37 protein-coding genes are annotated in these 21,699 nt (G+C 48.6%); 31 read left to right on the forward strand and 6 right to left on the reverse strand.

Features of this window, described 5'->3' with window-relative positions:
* Position 1 precedes the first annotated feature (1 nt).
* From rpsS to ETV65_RS24435, 26 genes are all read left to right on the forward strand, one after another.
* Positions 2 to 280: a 30S ribosomal protein S19 gene (gene rpsS, locus ETV65_RS24310; RefSeq protein ID WP_004929772.1), complete on the forward strand. Its 279-nt coding sequence runs from the start codon at positions 2 to 4 to the stop codon at positions 278 to 280.
* A gap of 14 nt (positions 281 to 294) precedes the next feature.
* Positions 295 to 627, forward strand: coding sequence for a 50S ribosomal protein L22 (gene rplV, locus ETV65_RS24315; protein ID WP_004391423.1), 333 nt, complete (start codon positions 295 to 297; stop codon positions 625 to 627).
* Between the two features lie 17 nt (positions 628 to 644).
* Positions 645 to 1,343 (forward strand): 30S ribosomal protein S3, encoded by a 699-nt coding sequence (gene rpsC, locus ETV65_RS24320; RefSeq protein WP_013573691.1) that lies wholly within the window; start codon positions 645 to 647, stop codon positions 1,341 to 1,343.
* A 12-nt stretch (positions 1,344 to 1,355) separates the two neighbouring features.
* Positions 1,356 to 1,766 carry a 50S ribosomal protein L16 gene (rplP, locus tag ETV65_RS24325; protein WP_009639183.1) on the forward strand — a complete coding sequence of 137 codons (411 nt, stop codon included), beginning with the start codon at positions 1,356 to 1,358 and terminating at the stop codon, positions 1,764 to 1,766.
* Positions 1,766 to 1,957 carry a 50S ribosomal protein L29 gene (rpmC, locus tag ETV65_RS24330; protein ID WP_013573692.1) on the forward strand — a complete coding sequence of 64 codons (192 nt, stop codon included), beginning with the start codon at positions 1,766 to 1,768 and terminating at the stop codon, positions 1,955 to 1,957. Before rplP ends, rpmC begins: the two co-directional genes overlap by 1 nt.
* Positions 1,957 to 2,211 carry a 30S ribosomal protein S17 gene (gene rpsQ, locus ETV65_RS24335; RefSeq protein ID WP_013573693.1) on the forward strand — a complete coding sequence of 85 codons (255 nt, stop codon included), beginning with the start codon at positions 1,957 to 1,959 and terminating at the stop codon, positions 2,209 to 2,211. Before rpmC ends, rpsQ begins: the two co-directional genes overlap by 1 nt.
* 170 nt (positions 2,212 to 2,381) lie before the next feature.
* Entirely contained in the window at positions 2,382 to 2,753 is a 372-nt protein-coding gene (gene rplN / locus ETV65_RS24340; RefSeq protein WP_008457164.1) for a 50S ribosomal protein L14, read from the forward strand.
* A 10-nt stretch (positions 2,754 to 2,763) separates the two neighbouring features.
* Entirely contained in the window at positions 2,764 to 3,078 is a 315-nt protein-coding gene (gene rplX / locus ETV65_RS24345) for a 50S ribosomal protein L24 (RefSeq protein WP_095923752.1), read from the forward strand.
* Positions 3,079 to 3,092: 14 nt separating this feature from the next.
* Complete coding sequence (rplE, locus tag ETV65_RS24350; protein WP_129955647.1) at positions 3,093 to 3,632, forward strand: 50S ribosomal protein L5; 540 nt, start codon at positions 3,093 to 3,095, stop codon at positions 3,630 to 3,632.
* A 13-nt stretch (positions 3,633 to 3,645) separates the two neighbouring features.
* Positions 3,646 to 3,951, forward strand: a complete 306-nt coding sequence (rpsN, locus tag ETV65_RS24355) for a 30S ribosomal protein S14 (RefSeq protein ID WP_013573696.1) — start codon at positions 3,646 to 3,648, stop codon at positions 3,949 to 3,951.
* A gap of 33 nt (positions 3,952 to 3,984) precedes the next feature.
* Positions 3,985 to 4,377 carry a 30S ribosomal protein S8 gene (gene rpsH, locus ETV65_RS24360; protein ID WP_013573697.1) on the forward strand — a complete coding sequence of 131 codons (393 nt, stop codon included), beginning with the start codon at positions 3,985 to 3,987 and terminating at the stop codon, positions 4,375 to 4,377.
* 13 nt (positions 4,378 to 4,390) lie between these two features.
* The gene (gene rplF / locus ETV65_RS24365; RefSeq protein WP_129955648.1) at positions 4,391 to 4,924 is read left to right on the forward strand and encodes a 50S ribosomal protein L6; all 534 of its coding nucleotides are present in this window, start codon (positions 4,391 to 4,393) and stop codon (positions 4,922 to 4,924) included.
* A gap of 9 nt (positions 4,925 to 4,933) precedes the next feature.
* Positions 4,934 to 5,287: a 50S ribosomal protein L18 gene (gene rplR / locus ETV65_RS24370; protein ID WP_013573699.1), complete on the forward strand. Its 354-nt coding sequence runs from the start codon at positions 4,934 to 4,936 to the stop codon at positions 5,285 to 5,287.
* A gap of 14 nt (positions 5,288 to 5,301) precedes the next feature.
* A complete protein-coding gene (gene rpsE / locus ETV65_RS24375; protein ID WP_013573700.1) occupies positions 5,302 to 5,802 on the forward strand; it encodes a 30S ribosomal protein S5 in 501 nt (166 codons plus the stop codon).
* Between the two features lie 6 nt (positions 5,803 to 5,808).
* Positions 5,809 to 5,988: a 50S ribosomal protein L30 gene (gene rpmD / locus ETV65_RS24380; RefSeq protein ID WP_013573701.1), complete on the forward strand. Its 180-nt coding sequence runs from the start codon at positions 5,809 to 5,811 to the stop codon at positions 5,986 to 5,988.
* Positions 5,989 to 5,991: 3 nt separating this feature from the next.
* Positions 5,992 to 6,426 carry a 50S ribosomal protein L15 gene (gene rplO / locus ETV65_RS24385; protein WP_013573702.1) on the forward strand — a complete coding sequence of 145 codons (435 nt, stop codon included), beginning with the start codon at positions 5,992 to 5,994 and terminating at the stop codon, positions 6,424 to 6,426.
* A gap of 7 nt (positions 6,427 to 6,433) precedes the next feature.
* A complete protein-coding gene (gene secY, locus ETV65_RS24390) occupies positions 6,434 to 7,765 on the forward strand; it encodes a preprotein translocase subunit SecY (RefSeq protein WP_013573703.1) in 1,332 nt (443 codons plus the stop codon).
* Positions 7,766 to 7,798: 33 nt separating this feature from the next.
* Complete coding sequence (gene rpmJ, locus ETV65_RS24395; protein ID WP_012768118.1) at positions 7,799 to 7,915, forward strand: 50S ribosomal protein L36; 117 nt, start codon at positions 7,799 to 7,801, stop codon at positions 7,913 to 7,915.
* Between the two features lie 148 nt (positions 7,916 to 8,063).
* Positions 8,064 to 8,420: a 30S ribosomal protein S13 gene (gene rpsM, locus ETV65_RS24400; protein WP_013573704.1), complete on the forward strand. Its 357-nt coding sequence runs from the start codon at positions 8,064 to 8,066 to the stop codon at positions 8,418 to 8,420.
* A 17-nt stretch (positions 8,421 to 8,437) separates the two neighbouring features.
* Positions 8,438 to 8,827, forward strand: coding sequence for a 30S ribosomal protein S11 (gene rpsK, locus ETV65_RS24405; protein ID WP_004929731.1), 390 nt, complete (start codon positions 8,438 to 8,440; stop codon positions 8,825 to 8,827).
* Between the two features lie 30 nt (positions 8,828 to 8,857).
* Positions 8,858 to 9,478: a 30S ribosomal protein S4 gene (rpsD, locus tag ETV65_RS24410; RefSeq protein ID WP_014333606.1), complete on the forward strand. Its 621-nt coding sequence runs from the start codon at positions 8,858 to 8,860 to the stop codon at positions 9,476 to 9,478.
* Between the two features lie 25 nt (positions 9,479 to 9,503).
* A complete protein-coding gene (gene rpoA, locus ETV65_RS24415) occupies positions 9,504 to 10,493 on the forward strand; it encodes a DNA-directed RNA polymerase subunit alpha (RefSeq protein ID WP_002919219.1) in 990 nt (329 codons plus the stop codon).
* A 40-nt stretch (positions 10,494 to 10,533) separates the two neighbouring features.
* Positions 10,534 to 10,923, forward strand: a complete 390-nt coding sequence (gene rplQ / locus ETV65_RS24420; RefSeq protein ID WP_013573706.1) for a 50S ribosomal protein L17 — start codon at positions 10,534 to 10,536, stop codon at positions 10,921 to 10,923.
* 173 nt (positions 10,924 to 11,096) lie between these two features.
* A complete protein-coding gene (locus ETV65_RS24425; RefSeq protein WP_129955649.1) occupies positions 11,097 to 11,465 on the forward strand; it encodes a DUF1992 domain-containing protein in 369 nt (122 codons plus the stop codon).
* Positions 11,466 to 11,467: 2 nt separating this feature from the next.
* Positions 11,468 to 11,884, forward strand: a complete 417-nt coding sequence (zntR, locus tag ETV65_RS24430; RefSeq protein ID WP_129955650.1) for a Zn(2+)-responsive transcriptional regulator — start codon at positions 11,468 to 11,470, stop codon at positions 11,882 to 11,884.
* A gap of 97 nt (positions 11,885 to 11,981) precedes the next feature.
* Positions 11,982 to 12,182 (forward strand): ribosome alternative rescue factor ArfA, encoded by a 201-nt coding sequence (locus ETV65_RS24435; RefSeq protein WP_129955651.1) that lies wholly within the window; start codon positions 11,982 to 11,984, stop codon positions 12,180 to 12,182.
* Between the two features lie 24 nt (positions 12,183 to 12,206).
* On the opposite strand, the gene mscL is transcribed toward ETV65_RS24435, so the two are convergent.
* The 5 genes from mscL to def form a co-directional block, all read right to left on the reverse strand.
* Positions 12,207 to 12,623 (reverse strand): large-conductance mechanosensitive channel protein MscL, encoded by a 417-nt coding sequence (gene mscL, locus ETV65_RS24440; protein WP_129955652.1) that lies wholly within the window; start codon positions 12,621 to 12,623, stop codon positions 12,207 to 12,209.
* A 124-nt stretch (positions 12,624 to 12,747) separates the two neighbouring features.
* Positions 12,748 to 14,124, reverse strand: a complete 1,377-nt coding sequence (gene trkA / locus ETV65_RS24445; RefSeq protein WP_129955653.1) for a Trk system potassium transporter TrkA — start codon at positions 14,122 to 14,124, stop codon at positions 12,748 to 12,750.
* Positions 14,125 to 14,184: 60 nt separating this feature from the next.
* Positions 14,185 to 15,474 carry a 16S rRNA (cytosine(967)-C(5))-methyltransferase RsmB gene (rsmB, locus tag ETV65_RS24450; protein ID WP_129955654.1) on the reverse strand — a complete coding sequence of 430 codons (1,290 nt, stop codon included), beginning with the start codon at positions 15,472 to 15,474 and terminating at the stop codon, positions 14,185 to 14,187.
* Positions 15,475 to 15,549: 75 nt separating this feature from the next.
* Positions 15,550 to 16,509 (reverse strand): methionyl-tRNA formyltransferase, encoded by a 960-nt coding sequence (gene fmt / locus ETV65_RS24455; RefSeq protein WP_205951640.1) that lies wholly within the window; start codon positions 16,507 to 16,509, stop codon positions 15,550 to 15,552.
* A 1-nt stretch (position 16,510) separates the two neighbouring features.
* Positions 16,511 to 17,023: a peptide deformylase gene (gene def, locus ETV65_RS24460; protein WP_013573714.1), complete on the reverse strand. Its 513-nt coding sequence runs from the start codon at positions 17,021 to 17,023 to the stop codon at positions 16,511 to 16,513.
* Between the two features lie 128 nt (positions 17,024 to 17,151).
* Between def and dprA the strand changes: the two genes are divergently transcribed.
* From dprA to aroE, 5 genes are read left to right on the forward strand one after another with little or no spacing between them, the layout of a single operon-like run.
* Positions 17,152 to 18,321 (forward strand): DNA-protecting protein DprA, encoded by a 1,170-nt coding sequence (dprA, locus tag ETV65_RS24465; protein WP_129955656.1) that lies wholly within the window; start codon positions 17,152 to 17,154, stop codon positions 18,319 to 18,321.
* Positions 18,293 to 18,766, forward strand: coding sequence for a DUF494 family protein (locus tag ETV65_RS24470; RefSeq protein WP_129955657.1), 474 nt, complete (start codon positions 18,293 to 18,295; stop codon positions 18,764 to 18,766). Before dprA ends, ETV65_RS24470 begins: the two co-directional genes overlap by 29 nt.
* Positions 18,767 to 18,790: 24 nt before the next feature.
* Positions 18,791 to 19,351 carry a topoisomerase DNA-binding C4 zinc finger domain-containing protein gene (locus tag ETV65_RS24475; protein WP_129955658.1) on the forward strand — a complete coding sequence of 187 codons (561 nt, stop codon included), beginning with the start codon at positions 18,791 to 18,793 and terminating at the stop codon, positions 19,349 to 19,351.
* Positions 19,344 to 19,913: an L-threonylcarbamoyladenylate synthase type 1 TsaC gene (gene tsaC / locus ETV65_RS24480; RefSeq protein WP_129955659.1), complete on the forward strand. Its 570-nt coding sequence runs from the start codon at positions 19,344 to 19,346 to the stop codon at positions 19,911 to 19,913. Before ETV65_RS24475 ends, tsaC begins: the two co-directional genes overlap by 8 nt.
* A gap of 3 nt (positions 19,914 to 19,916) precedes the next feature.
* Positions 19,917 to 20,744, forward strand: a complete 828-nt coding sequence (gene aroE / locus ETV65_RS24485) for a shikimate dehydrogenase (protein WP_129955660.1) — start codon at positions 19,917 to 19,919, stop codon at positions 20,742 to 20,744.
* Positions 20,745 to 20,795: 51 nt separating this feature from the next.
* On the opposite strand, the gene ETV65_RS24490 is transcribed toward aroE, so the two are convergent.
* On the reverse strand, positions 20,796 to 21,338 hold the full coding sequence (locus ETV65_RS24490) for a gamma carbonic anhydrase family protein (protein ID WP_129955661.1): 543 nt from the start codon (positions 21,336 to 21,338) through the stop codon (positions 20,796 to 20,798).
* Positions 21,339 to 21,699 lie beyond the last annotated feature (361 nt).

The raw sequence follows: 21,699 nt of genomic DNA on the forward strand, positions 1-21,699 counted from the left end.
CATGCCACGTTCTCTCAAGAAAGGTCCTTTTATTGACCTGCACTTGCTGAAGAAGGTAGAGAAAGCGGTGGAAAGCGGTGACAAGAAGCCTTTGCGCACTTGGTCCCGTCGTTCAACGATCTTTCCTAACATGATCGGTTTGACCATCGCTGTCCATAATGGTCGTCAGCACGTACCAGTATTTGTTTCCGATGAAATGGTCGGTCACAAACTGGGTGAATTCGCGCCGACTCGTACTTATCGCGGCCATGCGGCTGATAAAAAAGCTAAAAAGCGCTAAGGTAGGAGGAAGAGATGGAAACTATCGCTAAACATCGCCACGCTCGTTCTTCTGCTCAGAAGGTTCGCCTTGTTGCTGACCTGATTCGCGGTAAGAAAGTGTCGCAAGCTCTGGAAACTCTGGCCTACACCAACAAGAAAGCTGCTGGTCTGGTTAAGAAGGTGCTGGAGTCTGCCATTGCTAACGCAGAACACAACGATGGCGCTGACATCGATGATCTGAAAGTCACGAAGATTTTCGTAGACGAAGGCCCAAGCATGAAGCGCATTATGCCGCGTGCTAAAGGTCGTGCAGATCGCATTCTGAAGCGCACCAGCCACATTACTGTGGTTGTGTCCGATCGCTGAGACTCTGGAGACTAGCAATGGGTCAGAAAGTACATCCTAATGGTATTCGACTGGGTATTGTCAAACCTTGGAACTCTACTTGGTATGCAAATACCAAAGATTTCGCTGACAACCTGGACGGCGACTTTAAAGTTCGTCAATTCCTGACTAAGGAATTGGCGAAAGCTTCCGTTTCTCGCATCGTTATCGAGCGTCCGGCGAAGAGCATCCGTGTGACTATCCACACTGCTCGTCCTGGCATCGTTATCGGCAAGAAAGGCGAAGATGTCGAAAAACTGCGTAAGGTCGTAGCGGATATCGCTGGCGTTCCTGCGCAGATTAACATCGCCGAAGTCCGTAAACCGGAACTGGACGCAAAATTGGTTGCTGACAGCATCACTTCACAGCTGGAACGTCGCGTTATGTTCCGTCGTGCTATGAAGCGTGCAGTACAGAACGCAATGCGTCTTGGCGCTAAAGGTATCAAAGTTGAAGTAAGCGGCCGCCTTGGCGGTGCTGAAATCGCGCGTACTGAATGGTACCGTGAAGGTCGTGTTCCGTTGCACACTCTGCGTGCGGATATCGATTACAACACATCTGAAGCGCACACCACTTACGGTGTAATCGGCGTTAAGGTATGGATCTTCAAAGGTGAGATCCTGGGTGGTATGGCTGCAGTTGAACAACCGGAACCGGCTGCTCAACCTAAAAAGCAGCAGCGTAAAGGCCGCAAGTAAGGAGAGTCGCTGATGTTACAACCAAAGCGTACAAAATTCCGTAAGGTGCACAAGGGCCGCAACCGTGGTCTTGCGCAAGGTACGGATGTGAGCTTCGGCACTTACGGTCTGAAAGCTGTTGGCCGTGGTCGTCTGACTGCTCGTCAAATTGAAGCAGCACGTCGTGCGATGACCCGTGCAGTTAAGCGTCAAGGTAAGATCTGGATCCGAGTATTCCCGGACAAACCGATCACCGAGAAACCGCTCGAAGTTCGTATGGGTAAAGGTAAAGGCAACGTAGAGTATTGGGTTGCTTTGATCCAGCCTGGTAAAGTCCTGTACGAAATGGACGGTGTGCCTGAAGAGCTGGCTCGTGAAGCCTTCCAGCTGGCAGCAGCCAAACTGCCTATCAAAACCACCTTTGTAACTAAGACGGTGATGTAATGAAAGCACAAGAGCTGCGCGAAAAAAGCGTGGAAGAGCTGAACACTGAGTTGCTGAACCTTTTGCGTGAGCAGTTTAACCTGCGCATGCAAACGGCAAGCGGTCAGTTGCAGCAAACACACCTGTTGAAACAAGTGCGTCGTGATGTTGCACGTGTGAAAACTTTACTGACTGAAAAGGCGGGTGCGTAATGACTGACAAGATCCGTACTCTGCAGGGTCGTGTAATCAGTAACAAAATGGAAAAATCCATTGTTGTTGCGATTGAACGCGTGGTGAAACACCCGATCTACGGTAAGTTCATCAAACGTACGACTAAATTGCACGTACATGACGAGAACAATGAATGTGGTATCGGCGACGTTGTGGAAATCAGCGAATGCCGTCCACTGTCTAAGACTAAGTCTTGGACCTTGGTTCGCGTTGTAGAGAAAGCGATTCTGTAATACAGTAGCGCCTCTCAAAAATAGATAAACGGCTCATGTACGTGGGCCGTTTATTTTTTCTACCCATAATCGGGAACCGGTGTTATAATGCCGCGCCCTCATATTGTGGGGATTTCTTAATGACCTATCCTGGGTCCTAAAGTTGTAGTTGACATTAGCGGAGCACTAACATGATCCAAGAACAGACTATGCTGACCGTGGCCGACAACTCCGGTGCACGTCGCGTAATGTGTATCAAGGTTCTAGGTGGCTCGCACCGTCGCTACGCAGGCGTCGGCGACATCATCAAAATTACCATCAAGGAAGCAATTCCTCGCGGTAAGGTGAAGAAAGGCGATGTGCTGAAGGCGGTAGTGGTGCGCACCAAGAAGGGTGTTCGTCGCCCGGACGGTTCTGTCATTCGCTTCGATGGTAATGCATGCGTTATTTTAAACAATAACAGCGAGCAGCCAATCGGCACGCGTATTTTTGGGCCGGTAACTCGTGAACTGCGTAATGAGAAGTTCATGAAAATTATCTCTCTGGCACCAGAAGTACTCTAAGGAGCGAACCATGGCAGCGAAAATCCGTCGTGATGACGAAGTTATCCTGCTTACCGGTAAAGATAAAGGTAAGCGCGGTAAAGTAAAAAATGTCCTGTCTTCTGGCAAGGTCATTGTTGAAGGTATCAACCTGGTTAAGAAACATCAGAAGCCTGTACCGGCCCTGAATCAACCAGGCGGCATCGTTGAAAAAGAAGCTGCAATTCCGGTTTCTAACGTTGCTCTCTTCAACACGGCTACTGGCAAGGCGGACCGTGTAGGCTTTAGATTCGAAGACGGCAAAAAAGTCCGTTTCTTCAAATCTAACAGCGAAACTATCAAGTAATTTGGAGTAGTACGATGGCGAAACTGCATGATTACTACAAAGACGATGTCGTAAAAAAACTCATGACTGAGTTTGGTTACAATTCTGTCATGCAAGTCCCTCGGGTCGAGAAGATCACCCTGAACATGGGTGTTGGTGAAGCGATCGCTGACAAGAAACTGCTGGATAACGCAGCAGCTGACCTGGCAGCAATCTCCGGTCAAAAGCCGTTGATCACCAAAGCACGCAAATCAGTTGCAGGCTTCAAAATTCGTCAGGGCTATCCGATCGGCTGTAAAGTAACCCTCCGCGGCGAACGCATGTGGGAGTTCTTTGAGCGTCTGGTCTCCATTGCTGTTCCACGTATTCGTGACTTCCGCGGCTTGTCTGCTAAGTCTTTCGATGGTCGTGGTAACTACAGCATGGGCGTGCGTGAACAGATCATCTTCCCGGAAATCGATTATGATAAAGTCGATCGCGTTCGTGGTTTAGATATTACTATCACCACTACTGCGAAATCCGATGATGAAGGCCGTGCATTGCTGACAGCCTTTAACTTCCCGTTCCGCAAGTAAGGCAGGGTTACTAATGGCTAAGCAATCCATGAAAGCACGCGAAGTCGTTCGCGTAAAACTGGCTGATAAATACCGCGCTAAACGCGAGGAATTGAAAGCTATTATCTCTGGTGTGAACTCATCCGACGAAGATCGTTGGGATGCAGTTCTTAAGCTGCAGTCTCTGCCGCGTGATTCCAGCCCGTCTCGTCAGCGTAACCGCTGCCGTCAAACTGGTCGTCCGCATGCTTTCCTGCGGAAGTTCGGGTTGAGCCGTATTAAGGTCCGTGAAGCCGCTATGCGCGGTGAAATTCCGGGTCTTAAGAAGGCTAGCTGGTAATTGTCACCAATTGAATCACGGGAGTAAAGACAGATGAGCATGCAAGATCCGATCGCGGATATGCTGACCCGTATCCGTAACGGTCAAGCCGCGAACAAAGTTGCGGTCACCATGCCTTCCTCCAAGCTGAAAGTGGCTATTGCCAACGTGCTGAAGGAAGAAGGCTACATTGAAGAATTTAAAATCGAAGGCGACGCCAAACCTGAACTGGAATTAGTACTGAAGTACTTCCAGGGTAAGGCAGTGGTAGAAAGCATTCAACGTATCAGCCGTCCAGGCCTGCGCATCTATAAGAAAAAAGATGAGCTGCCAAAAGTTATGGCCGGTATGGGTATCGCTGTTATTTCTACCTCTAAAGGTGTTATGACTGATCGTGCAGCTCGCCAAGCTGGTCTTGGTGGCGAGATTATCTGCTACGTAGCTTAATTGGGAGGAAAGAATGTCTCGTGTTGCAAAAGCACCCGTCGTCATTCCTGCCGGCGTAGAGGTAAAACTCAACGGTCAGGTTATTTCGATTAAGGGTAAAAACGGCGAGCTGTCACGTACTATCCATGACGCTGTTGTAGTTAAACAGGAAGAAAATACACTGACTTTCGCTCCGCGCGAAGGCTCTGTAAACGGTTGGGCCCAAGCGGGTACCACTCGTGCACTGTTGAACTCTATGGTTATAGGTGTTACCGACGGCTTCACTAAAAAGCTTCAACTGGTAGGTGTTGGTTATCGTGCTGCTGTTAAAGGCAACGTGGTGAATTTAGCCTTAGGCTTCTCTCACCCGGTCGATCATCAACTGCCGGAAGGCATCACTGCAGAATGTCCGACCCAAACTGAAATCGTGCTGAAAGGCGCTGATAAACAGGTTATTGGTCAGGTTGCTGCGGATTTACGTGCCTACCGTCGTCCTGAGCCTTATAAAGGCAAGGGTGTCCGTTACGCCGACGAAGTCGTGCGTACCAAAGAGGCTAAGAAGAAGTAAGGTAACACTATGGATAAGAAATCTGCTCGTATCCGTCGTGCGACCCGCGCACGCCGCAAGCTCAAAGAATTGGGTGCGACTCGTCTGGTGGTACATCGTACCCCGCGTCATATTTACGCACAGGTCATCGCACCAAACGGTTCTGAAGTAATAGTTGCTGCATCTACTGTAGAAAAAACTATCACTGAGCAACTGAAGTATACCGGCAACAAAGATGCTGCCACTGCTGTAGGTAAAGCTATCGCAGAACGCGCATTGGAAAAAGGGATCACGAAAGTATCCTTTGACCGTTCCGGTTTCCAATATCATGGTCGAGTCCAGGCACTGGCAGATGCTGCCCGTGAAGCTGGCCTTCAGTTCTAAGGAAGAGGTTTAAGATGGCTCACATCGAAAAACAAGCTGGCGAACTGCAGGAAAAGCTGATCGCGGTAAACCGCGTATCTAAAACCGTAAAAGGTGGCCGTATCTTCAGCTTTACCGCACTGACAGTAGTTGGTGATGGTAACGGTCGCGTTGGTTTTGGCTACGGCAAAGCACGCGAAGTTCCGGCAGCGATCCAGAAAGCGATGGAAAAAGCCCGTCGCAACATGATGAATGTCGCGCTGAATAGCGGCACCCTGCAGCATCCTGTTAAAGGTGCTCATACGGGTTCCCGTGTGTTCATGCAGCCGGCTTCCGAAGGTACCGGTATTATCGCCGGTGGTGCAATGCGCGCCGTCCTGGAAGTTGCAGGGGTTCATAACGTATTGGCTAAAGCTTATGGTTCTACCAACCCGATCAACGTGGTTCGTGCAACTATCGATGCTTTGGCAAATATGAAATCCCCACAAATGGTCGCTGCCAAGCGTGGTAAATCCGTTGAAGAAATTCTGGGGTAATTAACCATGGCAAAGACTATTAAAGTTACACAAACTCGCAGTTCCATTGGCCGTCTGCCGAAGCATAAAGCTACTCTGCTGGGCCTGGGTCTGCGTCGCATTGGTCACACCGTTGAGCGTGAGGATACTCCTGCTGTACGCGGTATGATCAACCTGGTTTCCTACATGGTTAAGGTTGAGGAGTAAGAGATGCGTTTAAATACTCTGTCTCCGGCTGATGGTGCCAAACAAGCGCCAAGGCGTGTAGGTCGTGGTATTGGTTCTGGCCTGGGTAAAACCGGCGGTCGTGGTCACAAAGGTCAGAACTCACGTTCTGGTGGTGGCGTACGTCGTGGTTTTGAAGGTGGTCAGATGCCTTTATATCGTCGTTTGCCGAAATTCGGCTTCACCTCCCGCAAAGCTATGATCACGGCAGAAGTTCGTCTGTCTGAACTGGCTCTGGTGGAAGGCGACGTGATCGACCTGAACGCGCTGAAAGCCGCTAACGTGGTTGGTATCCAGATCGAGTTCGCGAAAGTAATCCTTTCTGGCGAAGTCGGTCGTGCGGTAACTCTGCGTGGTTTGCGTGTCACCAAAGGCGCTCGTGTTGCTATCGAAGCTGCTGGCGGTAAAATTGAGGAATAAGTAGCAGATGGCTAAGCAACCGGGATTAGATTTTCAAAGTGCCAAGGGTGGACTAGGCGAACTGAAGCGCAGACTTTTGTTTGTTATCGGTGCGCTGATTGTTTTCCGTATCGGCTCTTTTATTCCGATCCCTGGTATTGATGCCACTGTACTTGCCAAATTGCTCGAGCAGCAAAGAGGTACCATCATTGAAATGTTTAACATGTTCTCTGGTGGTGCCCTTAGCCGTGCTTCAATCTTTGCTCTGGGGATCATGCCGTACATTTCGGCATCGATCATTATCCAGCTGTTAACGGTGGTTCATCCAGCTTTAGCAGAAATAAAGAAAGAAGGAGAGGCTGGTCGTCGTAAGATTAGCCAGTACACTCGTTACGGTACGCTGGTATTGGCAGTGTTTCAGTCGATCGGTATTGCTACCGGTCTGCCGAATATGCCTGGTATGCAGGGCTTGGTGTTAAACCCAGGCTTTGCGTTCTACTTTACTGCAGTTGTGAGCTTGGTGACTGGGACAATGTTCCTGATGTGGCTGGGGGAGCAGATTACTGAACGAGGTATCGGTAACGGTATTTCAATCATAATCTTTGCAGGTATCGTAGCGGGTCTCCCGCCAGCGATTGCACATACTATCGAACAAGCTCGGCAAGGCGACCTGCACTTCCTCCTGTTGCTGTTGGTTGCAGTTTTAGTGTTTGCAGTGACTTTCTTTGTGGTGTTTGTTGAACGTGGTCAACGTCGTATCGTCGTTAACTATGCTAAGCGCCAACAAGGTCGTCGTGTCTATGCAGCACAGAGCACGCACTTACCGTTGAAAGTGAATATGGCCGGGGTAATCCCAGCGATCTTCGCTTCCAGCATTATTCTGTTCCCTGCCACGATTGCATCATGGTTTGGGGGCGGGACTGGTTGGAACTGGCTGACTACGATTTCGCTGTATTTGCAGCCTGGACAACCGCTTTATGTGTTACTCTATGCGACTGCAATCATCTTCTTCTGTTTCTTTTATACTGCGTTGGTGTTCAACCCGCGGGAGACAGCAGATAACCTGAAGAAGTCCGGTGCATTTGTACCAGGAATTCGTCCGGGAGAGCAAACGGCGAAGTACATCGATAAAGTAATGACTCGTTTAACCTTAATTGGTGCAATGTATATTACTTTCATCTGCCTTATCCCGGAGTTCATGCGTGACGCGATGAAAGTTCCATTCTATTTTGGTGGTACTTCTCTACTGATCGTAGTCGTCGTTATCATGGACTTTATGGCTCAAGTGCAAACTCTGATGATGTCAAGTCAGTACGAGTCTGCATTGAAGAAAGCAAACCTGAAAGGCTATAACCGCTAATCTGGTGAGTTTGCGAAGTTACGGAGAGTAAAAATGAAAGTTCGTGCTTCCGTCAAGAAATTATGTCGTAACTGCAAAATTGTTAAGCGTAACGGTATCGTTCGCGTAATCTGCAGCGCAGAACCGAAGCATAAACAGCGTCAAGGCTGATTATCTCGCATATTTTTCTTGCAAAGTTGGGTTGAGCTGGCTAGATTAGCCAGCCAATCTTTTGTATGTAAGCAGCAATACTATTTGAGTATCCTGAAAACGGGCTTTTCAGAATGGTGTTGCCGTATATAAATAGTAGGAGTGCATAGTGGCCCGTATAGCAGGCATTAACATTCCTGATCAGAAACATACCGTGATCGCATTAACTTCGATCTACGGCATCGGCAAAACCCGCTCACAGTCTATCTGTGCTGCATCCGGTATTGCTGAAAATGTTAAGATCAGTGAGCTGTCTGAAGAGCAAATCGAAAAACTGCGTGACGAAGTTGCCAAGTTCATTGTTGAAGGTGATCTGCGTCGTGAAGTCACCCTGAGCATCAAGCGTCTTATGGACCTTGGAACTTATCGTGGTTTGCGTCATCGTCGTGGTCTTCCAGTGCGCGGTCAGCGTACCAAGACTAACGCACGTACCCGTAAGGGTCCGCGTAAACCGATCAAGAAATAATCGGGGTGATTGAATAAATGGCAAAGGCACCTGTTCGTACACGTAAACGTGTAAGAAAACAAGTCTCTGACGGCGTGGCTCATATCCATGCTTCTTTCAACAACACCATTGTTACCATTACCGATCGTCAGGGTAATGCTTTGGGTTGGGCAACAGCTGGTGGTTCCGGTTTCCGTGGTTCTCGTAAATCCACTCCGTTCGCAGCTCAGGTTGCAGCAGAGCGCTGCGCTGACGCAGTGAAAGAATACGGTATCAAGAATCTGGAAGTTATGGTTAAAGGACCTGGTCCTGGTCGTGAGTCTACTATCCGCGCATTAAACGCGGCTGGTTTCCGCATCACTAATATTACTGATGTGACTCCTATCCCTCATAACGGTTGTCGTCCGCCGAAAAAGCGTCGCGTATAACGCTGCTTTTAGGTTTGTTGGAGAGAGAAAATGGCAAGATATTTGGGTCCTAAGCTCAAGCTTAGCCGTCGTGAGGGCACAGATTTATTCCTTAAATCTGGCGTTCGCGCGATCGATACCAAGTGTAAAATTGAACAAGCTCCTGGTCAGCATGGTGCGCGTAAACCGCGTCTGTCTGACTACGGTGTACAGTTACGTGAAAAGCAAAAAGTTCGCCGTATCTACGGTGTTCTGGAGCGTCAGTTCCGTAACTATTACAAAGAAGCAGCACGCCTGAAAGGCAACACCGGTGAAAACCTGTTGCAACTGCTTGAAGGCCGTTTGGACAACGTAGTTTATCGTATGGGCTTCGGCGCTACTCGTGCGGAATCGCGCCAGTTAGTTAGCCACAAAGCTATCATGGTAAACGGTCGCGTTGTTAACATCGCTTCTTATCAGGTATCTCCGAATGACGTTGTCAGCATCCGTGAGAAAGCTAAAAAGCAATCTCGCGTGAAGGCCGCTTTGGAGTTGGCTGAACAGCGTGAAAAGCCGACTTGGCTTGAAGTTGATGCTGCCAAGATGGAAGGTGTGTTCAAGCGTATGCCTGAACGTACTGATCTGTCTTCCGACATTAACGAACACCTGATCGTCGAGCTTTACTCCAAGTAAAGCTTAGTACCAAAGAGAGGACACAATGCAGGGTTCTGTGACAGAGTTTCTAAAACCGCGCCTGGTAGATATCGAGCAAGTCAGTTCGACGCACGCCAAGGTGACCCTTGAGCCTTTAGAACGTGGCTTTGGCCATACTTTAGGCAACGCACTGCGCCGTATTCTGCTTTCATCCATGCCGGGTTGCGCGGTGACCGAGGTTGAGATTGATGGTGTACTGCATGAGTACAGCACCAAAGAAGGCGTACAGGAAGATATCCTGGAGATCCTGCTCAACCTGAAAGGGCTGGCGGTGAGAGTTCAAGGGAAAGATGAAGTTATCCTTACCCTGAATAAGTCTGGCATTGGCCCTGTGACTGCAGCCGACATTACCCATGATGGTGATGTCGAAATCGTCAAGCCGCAACATGTCATCTGCCACCTGACCGATGAGAACGCTGCTATCAGCATGCGTATCAAAGTTCAGCGCGGTCGTGGTTATGTGCCGGCGTCTGCCCGAATTCATTCGGAAGAAGATGAGCGCCCAATTGGTCGTCTGTTAGTAGACGCATGCTACAGCCCTGTAGAGCGAATTGCCTACAATGTTGAAGCAGCGCGTGTAGAACAGCGTACTGATTTGGACAAGCTGGTTATCGAAATGGAAACCAACGGTACGATCGATCCTGAAGAGGCGATCCGTCGTGCGGCAACCATTCTTGCTGAACAACTTGAAGCTTTCGTTGATTTACGAGATGTACGTCAACCGGAAGTCAAAGAAGAGAAGCCGGAATTCGATCCAATCCTGCTGCGCCCTGTTGACGATCTGGAATTGACTGTCCGCTCTGCTAACTGCCTTAAGGCAGAAGCAATCCACTACATCGGTGATCTGGTACAGCGTACCGAGGTTGAGTTACTTAAAACACCTAACCTGGGTAAAAAATCTCTTACTGAGATCAAAGACGTACTTGCGTCCCGTGGTTTGTCTCTGGGCATGCGCCTGGAAAACTGGCCACCAGCAAGTATTGCTGACGAGTAACCGGATCACAGGTTAAGGTTTTACTGAGAAGGATAAGGTCATGCGCCATCGTAAGAGTGGTCGTCAACTGAACCGTAACAGCAGCCACCGACAGGCTATGTTCCGTAACATGGCCGGCTCTTTGGTTCGTCATGAGATCATCAAGACGACCCTGCCGAAAGCGAAAGAGCTGCGTCGCGTTGTTGAGCCGCTGATTACTCTTGCCAAGACCGACAACGTTGCAAATCGTCGTCTGGCATTCGCCCGTACTCGTGATAACGAGATCGTGGCAAAACTGTTTAATGAACTGGGCCCGCGTTTCGCGAGCCGTGCCGGTGGTTACACTCGTATTCTTAAGTGTGGCTTCCGTGCAGGCGACAATGCGCCGATGGCATACATCGAGCTCGTTGATCGTGCAGAGTCAAAAGCAGAAGTAGCAACTGCTGAATAATCTGTAGATGCATGAAAAAACCGGGCTTCTGCCCGGTTTTTTTACATCTGTAACTCACTGTTCTACTCCCCTTTTTTCCCAACTTTAATCGTTCTGCATTCCACTCCCTTTTACGGCGCGCCGCTTCCAGCTATGATCTACAATGGTTTGTGCAATGTGACGAAGGCGAAATCATGTTTCTAATGGATCAGTGGGTTGAAAAGCACATCAAAGATGCTCAGGAAAAAGGTGAATTTGATAACCTGCCTGGCAGTGGGCGCCCGCTTATCCTGGATGACGACAGTGCAGTTCCGGATGAGCTAAGAACTTCCTATCGTATTTTGAAAAATGCAGGCTATTTGCCGCCCGAGTTGCAGGATCGAAAAGAAGCGATTGAGTTAAATCACCTATTGAGCACATTAGACAGCGATGATCCGAAGTTTCTTCCCGCTGAAAAGCGTTTGAAGATTTTACAGATACGTCTACAGCAGGCAGGTATGAGCACTGACTTCCTTCAAGGGCATTACGAAAAGGCGATAAAGGATAAATTCAGAGGAAAATAGGCATGTATAAAATTGGTGAACTTGCCAGGCTGGCCAATGTCTCCACGGATACTGTGCGTTACTATGAAAAGCAGGGAATGATGGGCACGGGCTCACGCAATCCATCGGGTTATCGTCAGTATAACGAAGGTGATGTACAGCGTTTACGCTTCATACGTTATGCCAAATCGACAGGTTTTACGCTTGATGCTATCAAGGAGTTACTTTCTATTCGAATAGATCCTTTGCATCACACTTGTCAGGAGTCGAAATCTATCGTGAATGAACGTCTTGCTGAAGTTGAGCTTAAATTACAAGAGCTTAATCAGATGCGCGAGTCACTCCAAAGGCTGAGCGCCGCCTGCTGTGGTTCTGCGCATACTAGTGTCAGTTGTTCTATATTAGAAGCACTGGAAGATGGAGCGGGTAAGGTAACGTAAGCATTTCAAGGGTTTTACAAAACGCTTTCGCAAGCATAATTGTAGCAGTATCATATGCGCGCATTCTGTTCAACAGTATTAATTATATCGAGGTTTTATGAGCCACTATAAGCATCAAAAAGGCATCATTCAGGATAATGCATTACAGGCGCTTCTTCATGATCCATTGTTTAAACAACGTGTTGAGAAAAATCAAAAAGGGAAGGGGAGCTACTGTCGTAAAGCGAAAAATGAGAAGAGGGGTTATCTGGAGGGCAGTATTGAGTGTTCGTTTGAGTATTCAATACTGCCCTTCTAATTAAGCCCTAGCGGGTAATATCAGTTAAAGTCTCGGTGTCTGCTGCTCTTTCAGTAAATCACGAATTTCTGCTAACAAAGTCTCTTCCGCCGTTGGTTTAGGTGGTGCAGCGGGTTTATCTTCCTGCTTACGACGCATTTTATTCATCAGGGTAATAGCGCAAAAGATGGCCAGCGCAACAATGATGAAATCAAACACGTTCTGGATAAATACCCCATAATGCATGACTACGGCGGGTGTTGCTCCCTGAGCCTCCCGGAGGACAAATGCGAACTGCTTAAAATCAACCCCGCCAATCAACAAACCCAGCGGAGGCATAATAATATCAGCGACAAATGACGATACTATTTTGCCAAAAGCAGCACCGATGATAACACCGACTGCCAGGTCGACCACGTTGCCGCGCATGGCAAACTCACGAAACTCTTTCATAAAACTCATAAATACTCCTTGGCAAATTCATCAAATATGTCAAACCAAGTAAAGACTATTTGCAGGGTCTTCGCTACAAAAGTTCTCACCTGAACCTCAATTAACGCTAAATCCGATAAATAGTAGATGCAATTTATAAGAAGAACGGACTTGGCTGGAACAAACGTTCCACATCCCTGACAAACTTCTTATCGGTAATAAACATCACAACGTGGTCACCCTGTTGGATCCTGCTTGTGCCGTTGGCAATAATTACCTCATTACCGCGTACAATAGCCCCAATTGTTGTACCCGGCGGCAGTTTGATTTCTTCCACGGTACGGCCTACCACTTTTGATGTGGTCTCATCGCCATGGGCAATCGCTTCAATGGCTTCAGCGACACCGCGCCTTAGCGATGAAACACTGACGATGTCTGCTTTTCTGACATGTCCAAGTAATGCTGAGATCGTTGCCTGCTGGGGAGAAATTGCAATATCGATCACACTACCCTGCACCAAATCGACATATGCGCTGCGCTGGATAAGAACCATCGCTTTTTTTGCACCCATCCTCTTAGCCAGCATTGCCGACATGATGTTTGCCTCATCATCATTGGTAATAGCGATGAACACATCTACTTGTTCAATATGCTCTTCAGCCAGTAATTCCTGATCCGAAGCGTCACCATAGAAGACAATCGTATCTTGTAGTATCTCTGCAAGCTCGGCGGCACGCTGTTGATCCCGCTCGATGAGTTTTACGCTGTAATTCTTCTCAAGCCGTTGGGCAAGTCCCGCTCCGACATTGCCTCCACCAACGATCATGATTCGTTTATAAGGTTTTTCGAGCCTCTGAAGCTCACTCATGACTGCACGGATATGCTGAGAGGCGGCCACAAAGAATATTTCATCGCCGGCTTCGATGATGGTTGAGCCTTGCGGACGAATCGGGCGATCCTGGCGGAAAATGGCTGCAACACGCGTTTCAATGTGCGGCATGTGTTCGCGCATTGAAGAAAGTGCATTACCTACTAAGGGGCCGCCGTAATAGGCTTTTACTGCTGCAATACTGACTTTGCCTTCGGCGAAATTCACTACCTGCAGTGCACCCGGATACTCAATGAGTTTATAAATATAATCAGTGACCAATTGTTCCGGCGAAATCAGGTGATCGATAGGCACAGCTTCCGGATGGAAAAGTTTTTCAGATTCTCGGATGTATTCAGTTGAACGGATGCGGGCAATGCGGTTTGGTGTATTAAACAGTGAATAGGCAATCTGGCAGGCAACCATATTGGTTTCATCAGAATTTGTCACAGCCACCAGCATATCGGCATCTTCAGCGCCAGCTTCGCGAAGTACACGGGGATGAGAACCGTGCCCCTGGACTACGCGCAGGTCAAATTTATCCTGAAGCTGACGCAGCCGGACGGTATTCGTGTCGACAACCGTAATGTCGTTGTTTTCACCAACCAGGTTTTCGGCGAGTGTTCCGCCAACCTGCCCGGCCCCGAGAATTATTATTTTCATATGACTCTCTGCTTTGCCACGAAGGTATCAGCCTGAGTAAACAGCACTAATACAAGATGATCAGCTTTTAATCAGTTTAGCGTAATAAAATCCATCGCCGTCTTCAGCATCCGGAAGGTTCTGCCGGCCTGGTTGGTCAATCGTTCCTGTTTCAACCAGCGTAGCATCCTGATGTGATTCCAGGAATGAGGTGATTTGCTGACAGTTTTCATCCGGTAAAATTGAGCAGGTGGCGTACACCATGACACCTTTGCTTTTTAGCCGTGGCCAGACAGCATCAAGGATTTGTTTTTGAAGGCTGGCGAGCTCGGCAATATCACTGTCTCTGCGCAACCATTTGATGTCAGGATGCCGGCGAATAACGCCGGTCGCTGAACAGGGAGCATCGAGAAGTATACGGTCAAAAATGCGATCACCTGCCCAAACCTGCGGTTCACGCCCGTCACCTTGCTTCACTTCCGCGCTGAGTTTCAAACGCTGAAGGTTTTCATGAACACGTTTCAAACGTTGCTCGTCCACATCAACGGCAAGAACATGGGCTTTCGGTGCGGCTTCCAGAATATGGGTGGTTTTTCCGCCCGGTGCACAACATAAGTCGAGGATCAGTTCGCCATTCTTTGGATCCAGCAGATCAACACTGCCTTGCGCCGAAGCATCCTGAACAGTAACCCAACCTTCTGCGAATCCCGGAAGCAGGCTTACCTGACATGGCGTGATCAGCCGTAATGCATCCTTATATTCTGGATGCGGTACAGCTTCAATCTGAGCTTCGTTTAGCAAATGTAAATATTCGTCGCGTGTGTGATGCTGTCTGTTGACGCGAAGCCACATCGGCGGCTTTTGATTATTGGCATCAACAATGCTTTCCCACTCACCGGGGTAAGCTTTTTTCAGACGGTTAAGGAGCCAGCTGGGATGGAGATGACGACTGTCATTGTTGGCCATTCGTTGAAGCAATTCTTCCTGCTGCCGCTGAAACTGGCGCAGCACGCCGTTGATCAGTCCTTTTAATTGCGGACGTTTTAGCGCAACGGCGGCTTCAACCGTTTCCGCCAGTACGGCGTGTGCCGGGATCCGCGTGTGGATCAGCTGATAGAGACCCACCATCAGTAAGTAATGTAATGTTCTTTGTTTACCCGTGAGAGGTTTTGCCATGAGTTGCTGCAAACACCATTCCAACTGTGGCAGCACGCGAAGCGTACCAAAGCAAAGTTCCTGAAGAAGTCCGCGATCTTTTTCTGAAATGTTTTTCTGCAGACCAGGGAGAACAGTGGACAAGGATAATCCTTTATCCAACACCTGGCTGATGGCTTGAGCGGCAATGCTACGGAGATTATAGGGTGTTTTCATAGTCAAAAAAGCTGACCGGAGCCAGCATTATCAGAGAGATAAGGCCCGACGAAATATCGGGCGTAGTCGTTATGGTCAGGCTAAACGTATGCCTTCGATAAACCATTCGCGACGAGAGTTAAGCAAATCTTGTGCGGACATTGCCTTTTTACCTGACGGCTGCAACTGGGTGATATTCAGGATCCCATCGGAGGTCGCAACCCGAATGCCCTTTTTGTCGGCAGAAATAATGGTGCCGGGAGCTGCGTTGCTTTTTTCTGACTGACATTCAGCCTGCCAGACCTTCACCGGCTGTTCGTCAATCATGAAAAAGCTGACAGGCCAGGGGTTAAAGGCACGAATGCAACGTTCAAGCTGCTCAGCTGATAAATTCCAGTCTAAGCGTGCTTCTTCTTTGCTGAGTTTTTCTGCGTAGGTGACATGCTCTTCGCTTTGAACTTCAGGTTTTACTGTGCCATCCGCCAGTTGCCTGAGAGTTTCAAGCAGACCTTGAGGACCCAATCCAGCCAGTTTGTTGTAAAGCGAAGCACTGGTATCTTCCGGGAGAATGTCACATTCGACTTTGTGCAACATGTCACCGGTATCAAGCCCGACATCCATCTGCATGATGGTGATACCCGTTTTTGCGTCACCCGCCCACAGAGAGCGCTGAATCGGTGCTGCGCCTCTCCAGCGTGGCAATAAGGAACCATGCACATTGATGCAACCCAATTTCGGCATATCAAGCACTGCTTTCGGTAAAATCAGACCGTAAGCGACGACAACCATTACATCAGCCTGCAGTGAGGAAACCAGGGACTGATTTTCTTCGGGACGCAAAGATTTAGGCTGGAATACCGGGATGTCATGTGCTTGAGCCAGAACTTTCACCGGGCTTGCAGTCAGTTTATTTCCGCGGCCGGCCGGGCGATCAGGCTGAGTGAAAACACCGACAACCTGATGTTCTGATGATAAAAGCGCGTCAAGATGACGCGCTGCAAAGTCGGGAGTACCGGCAAATATGATTCGCAAAGCAGTGTCCTGTGTTACACGAATATTAGTCAGCCCGCGCGTTCAGCTTGGCCATTTTTTCCATTTTCTGGCGAATACGCTGACGTTTCAAGGGAGACAAGTAGTCCACGAATAATTTACCTACCAGATGATCCATTTCATGCTGGATACAAATTGCCAGCAAGTCATCAGCTTCAAGCTCGAAGGTTTTACCGTCACGGTCAAGCGCACGAATTTTTACTTTTTCAGCGCGCGGCACCAGTGCCCGTTGATCAGGGATCGACAGGCAGCCTTCTTCAATCCCGGTTTCGCCGCTTTTTTCCAGCAATTCAGGGTTGATCAGAACCAGACGCTCATCCCGGTTTTCAGACACATCAATTACGATGATGCGTTGATGAATATCGACCTGAGTGGCAGCAAGGCCAATGCCTTCCTCTGCATACATGGTTTCAAACATATCATCCACGATCTGCTGGATTTCGGCGTTAACTTCTTTGACCGGTTTTGCAGTTATGCGAAGCCGCTCGTCTGGGAAATGTAATATCTGTAATACGGACATATTTTTCTGGATCTTTATTCAATTGATTGAAGATATATAGACTCTATTCTAGACATTTCCTGCCCCGATTGACAGCATCCTCTGCCAATTGTATCAGTCGCCGAAAGGCCTTGAGAAGGGAATGGATAATGACATTGCAGGAAGCATGGATACGTATGTCAGTGGTCAAACGCCTCGGTACCCAACGCGCGACGGGGATCATTCATACCCTCTCGGACCGGGGGATTTATTCGTCTTCAGAATTAGCGAACAGTGGTCTTTTACCCGAACAAGTAGCCGATTTTCAGCATATTAATCAACACTGGCTATCTGCATCACTGAAATGGCTGGAAGGAGAAAACTGTCATCTCATTACTTTTGGCAGCAATTTTTACTCCCCGCTGTTGGCACAAATATCCTCCCCTCCACTGATTTTATTCGCTGAGGGATCTGCTGAATTACTACTATCGCCACAAATCGCAATGGTGGGGAGTCGCGATTACAGCCATTACGGCGAACAATATGCGCAGGTTTTTGCAGGCGGTTTGGTCAGTAGCGGTTTTACTGTGACAAGCGGGCTGGCGATGGGAATAGATGGAATCAGCCATAAGGCAACACTGGAAGCTCAGGGTAAGACAATAGCTGTGCTGGGAAGCGGGCTGATGAAGCGCTATCCATCCTGTCATCTTAAGCTGGCAGATCGTATTCTGGGGCAGGGGGGAACGCTGGTGTCTGAACATCTGGTGACGGCTCCCCCTTTAGCCGCTAATTTTCCCCGCCGTAACCGGATTATCAGCGGGTTGAGTGCGGGTGTACTTGTCATCGAAGCAACGCTTCGCAGCGGCTCATTGATTACCGCGCGCTATGCACTTGAGCAAGGACGGGAAGTATTCGCATTGCCAGGCCCGCTGGGAAGTACAACCTCGGAAGGTACGCACTGGCTGATTCAGCAGGGTGCGTATCTCGTGACTGAACCAAATGATATCGCCGAACAGATAGGAAGCGGGTTGACCTGGTTCCCCACTATCAAGGTATCGGAATCCTTGAAAATGCCGCCTGAGAGTGAATCAGATGCGTCAGAGGCGATTATTTGTGCGCCAGATAGCGAAGTTGAATTGCCATTTGCTGATGTGTTGGCTAACGTAGAATATGAGGTGACATCTGTTGACGTCGTCGCCGAACGTGCCGGCCAACCTGTGCCAGAAGTCGTAGGTAAACTACTCGAACTGGAGTTAGCAGGATGGATCGCAGCTGTATCCGGCGGCTATGTCCGAATTAAGAGGGCAAGCCATGTTCGACGTACTAATGTACTTATTTGAAACTTACATTCACAACGAAGCGGAGATGAATGTTGACGAGGATAGGTTAACGGATGACTTGACCGAGGCTGGTTTTCACCGGGCTGATATTCACAATGCGTTGAATTGGCTTGAAAAACTTGCGGATATGCAAGAGGGTGGAACCCCATCTTATATGCTGGATTCTGATCCTTCAGCATTACGCGTTTATACCGAAGAGGAAACAATTCGGTTAGATAGCAGTTGTCGTGGTTTTCTGTTGTTCCTGGAACAGATCAAAGTATTGAATTTCGATACCAGAGAGATGGTTATCGATCGTGTTATGGCTCTGGACACTGAAGAGTTCGATCTTGAGGATCTGAAGTGGGTCGTGCTGATGGTGCTGTTTAATATTCCCGGATATGAAACAGCGTATCAGCAAATGGAAGAGCTATTATTTGAAGTTAATGAGGGTTATCTGCACTAAGAGATAACAGGTAAAACGTAACATATGACAAAAGCAGCACTTTTTGCTGATAAGCAAAATGGATCCTGTCCGGAATGCGGGGCCGATTTGGTGATCCGTAGTGGTCGCCACGGCCCCTTTCTCAGTTGTTCATCCTATCCGCAATGTCAGTATATTCGTCCCCTGAAATCACAAGCGGATGGGCATGTTGTGAAAGTCCTTGAAGGACAGGTGTGCCCTAAATGTGACTCCACGTTGGTGCTGCGGCAGGGGCGTTATGGCATGTTTATTGGTTGCAGTCAGTATCCTGAATGCGATCATATTGAAGCTATCGATAAACCTGAAGAAACGACTCTGGGCTGCCCGCAATGCGGAAAAGGGCATCTGTTACAGCGCAAATCGCGTTTCGGCAAAGTATTCCACGCCTGTGACCGTTATCCGGATTGTCAGTTTGCCATCAATAATAAACCGGTAGCCGGGGAGTGCGAACACTGCCATTACCCGTTATTGATGGAAAAGAAAACGGCTCAGGGAATGAAGTTATTCTGTGCCAGTAAATTGTGCGGCAAAGCCGTAGAAAGAAAAGATAACGAACAAGATGAATAAAGAGACACAAAAATCATTGAACACAGTACTTGAGGCATTGCGTGGGGAGCATGTTATTGCTTATCCAACGGAAGCCGTTTTCGGTCTGGGATGTGACCCTGATAGCGAACAAGCGGTAGAAGCATTGCTGGCGCTGAAAAAACGTCCGAAAGATAAAGGGCTCATTCTGATTGCTGACAATTATCAGCAAATTCTTCCTTATATCGATGACTCATCATTAACTGAACAGCAACTTCAGTACATTTGGTCATTCTGGCCAGGGCCGGTTACCTGGGTAATGCCTGCAAAAGCCGTGACGCCTGATTGGCTGACTGGCCGTTTCAGTTCTCTGGCAGTACGCGTCACGGATCATCCCCTGGTAAAAGAACTCTGCCAAAAATTTGGAAAACCACTGGTCTCAACCAGTGCGAATCTGAATGGGCAACCTCCTTGCCGTTTGTCTGAAGAAGTCAGACTCCAGTTTGGGAAAGACTTTCCCGTGCTGGATGGCGAAGTAGGAGGAAGAGATAATCCATCTGAAATTCGGGATGCCCTCACTGGCAACCTTATTCGTCAAGGCTAACAAATGAAAGTCACGCCATCTTTCGCGGTATTTGGGAATCCGATTGGGCATAGCAAATCCCCTCGTATTCATGCACTGTTTGCCCGTCAGACTGGTATCGATCATACCTATGGTACGGTTCTGGCTTCGCATGAAGAGTTTGAAGAGACTTTGCGAACTTTTTTTGCAGACGGCGCTCGTGGGGCAAATATCACGGTACCTTTCAAAGAGCGTGCTTTTGCGAGATCTGATGAGCTGACAGATCGCGCTTCAATGTCTGGTGCTGTTAACACACTCAAAAAACTTGAAGACGGGCGACTGCTTGGGGATAACACTGATGGCATCGGTATGCTGAGTGACCTTGAGCGGCTGGCGCTTTTGACGCCGGGGGATCGGATTTTATTGATCGGCGCCGGTGGGGCTGCGCGCGGGGTGATCCTTCCTCTGTTGTCTTATGGTTGTTCCGTCGTCGTGACTAACCGGACCTTCGAGCGGGCGCAGCATCTGAGCCAAATTTTCCAGGAAAAAGGTGATATTCGGGCCATCGCGTTAGCTTCTCTGGCTGAAGAATCTTTCGACCTGATCATTAACGCTACGGCTTCGGGTATTAAGGGTGAGATCCCCGCTATCCCAGAAAGTGTGCTGACGACGCAGACCCGGGTTTACGATATGTATTATCAGGCGGGTTTAACGCCTTTTATCACCTGGGCGAAAAATAATGGGATAACGCATTATGCAGACGGACTGGGAATGCTGGTGGGGCAGGCAGCGCATGCTTTCTATCTGTGGCATGGTGTGATGCCTCAGATAGAACCTGTGCTTGAGCAGTTAAAAAAAGACTTGCTGGTGTGATCGGGAGTGCCTGAGCAGCCGGATTTGTTACTGTTCAGGCAATACGTTTCTTTATTGTTCCTGGGAAAGATAAACATCTTTCCATGTCACATAATTATTAGAGGAGTATGTCAGCCCTGCGAGTTCATCAGAAGTCAGCTCTCGTATCTGCTTCACAGGGCTTCCTAAATAGAGGTAACCACTTTCGAGTGTTTTCCCTGGCGGCACCAGGCTGCCGGCACCAATCATGACATCGTCTTCAACGATAGCCCCGTCCAGCAGTATTGATCCCATCCCGACCAGAACTCTGTTCCCGATCGTACAACCATGCAGCATTGCTTTATGCCCGACGGTGACGTCTTCCCCAATAATAAGAGGATGCCCCTGAGGATTTTGTCGTGACTGATGGGTAACATGGAGCACACTTCCATCCTGTACGTTGGTCCGGCAACCGATAACCACATTATTAACATCCCCACGTATGACGACGAGCGGCCAGATACTGACGTCATCGGCCAGATCTACATCGCCAATAACCACGCTTGAAGGATCCACCATCACTCGTTCGCCCAATGTAGGTGTTAATTCTTGATAAGAACGTAAAGGTTGAGACATCTGAAGCACTCCAAAGATAAGTTTAATCTTGGCAATATAGTTCGGGTGAGAGGAAATACCAATTCGGGAGGGATGAGATCGACGTTAAAACCAGCGGATCGGGTGAGATCTCCGCGAAGGGCTCGAAAAATACGCAGTCGATCCTTTTATTGGAAAAAAGGCTTGTGCAAAAAATTCGGATCCCTATAATGCCGCTCCATCGACAGGGAACAACGTGAACAACATCACGAAGTGACCGGGTCGGAAAGATTAAAAACAGCGGCAACCGGATGAAATAAACGGTTGACACTGAATGAGGAAAGCGTAATATACGCCACCTCGAGTTAGCAAGCGAAAGCGCGTAACTCACTGCTCTTTAACA

It is taken from the genome of Rahnella sp. RFA10(1/100), from assembly GCF_004195115.1.
GTDB lineage: Bacteria > Pseudomonadota > Gammaproteobacteria > Enterobacterales > Enterobacteriaceae > Rahnella > Rahnella perminowiae.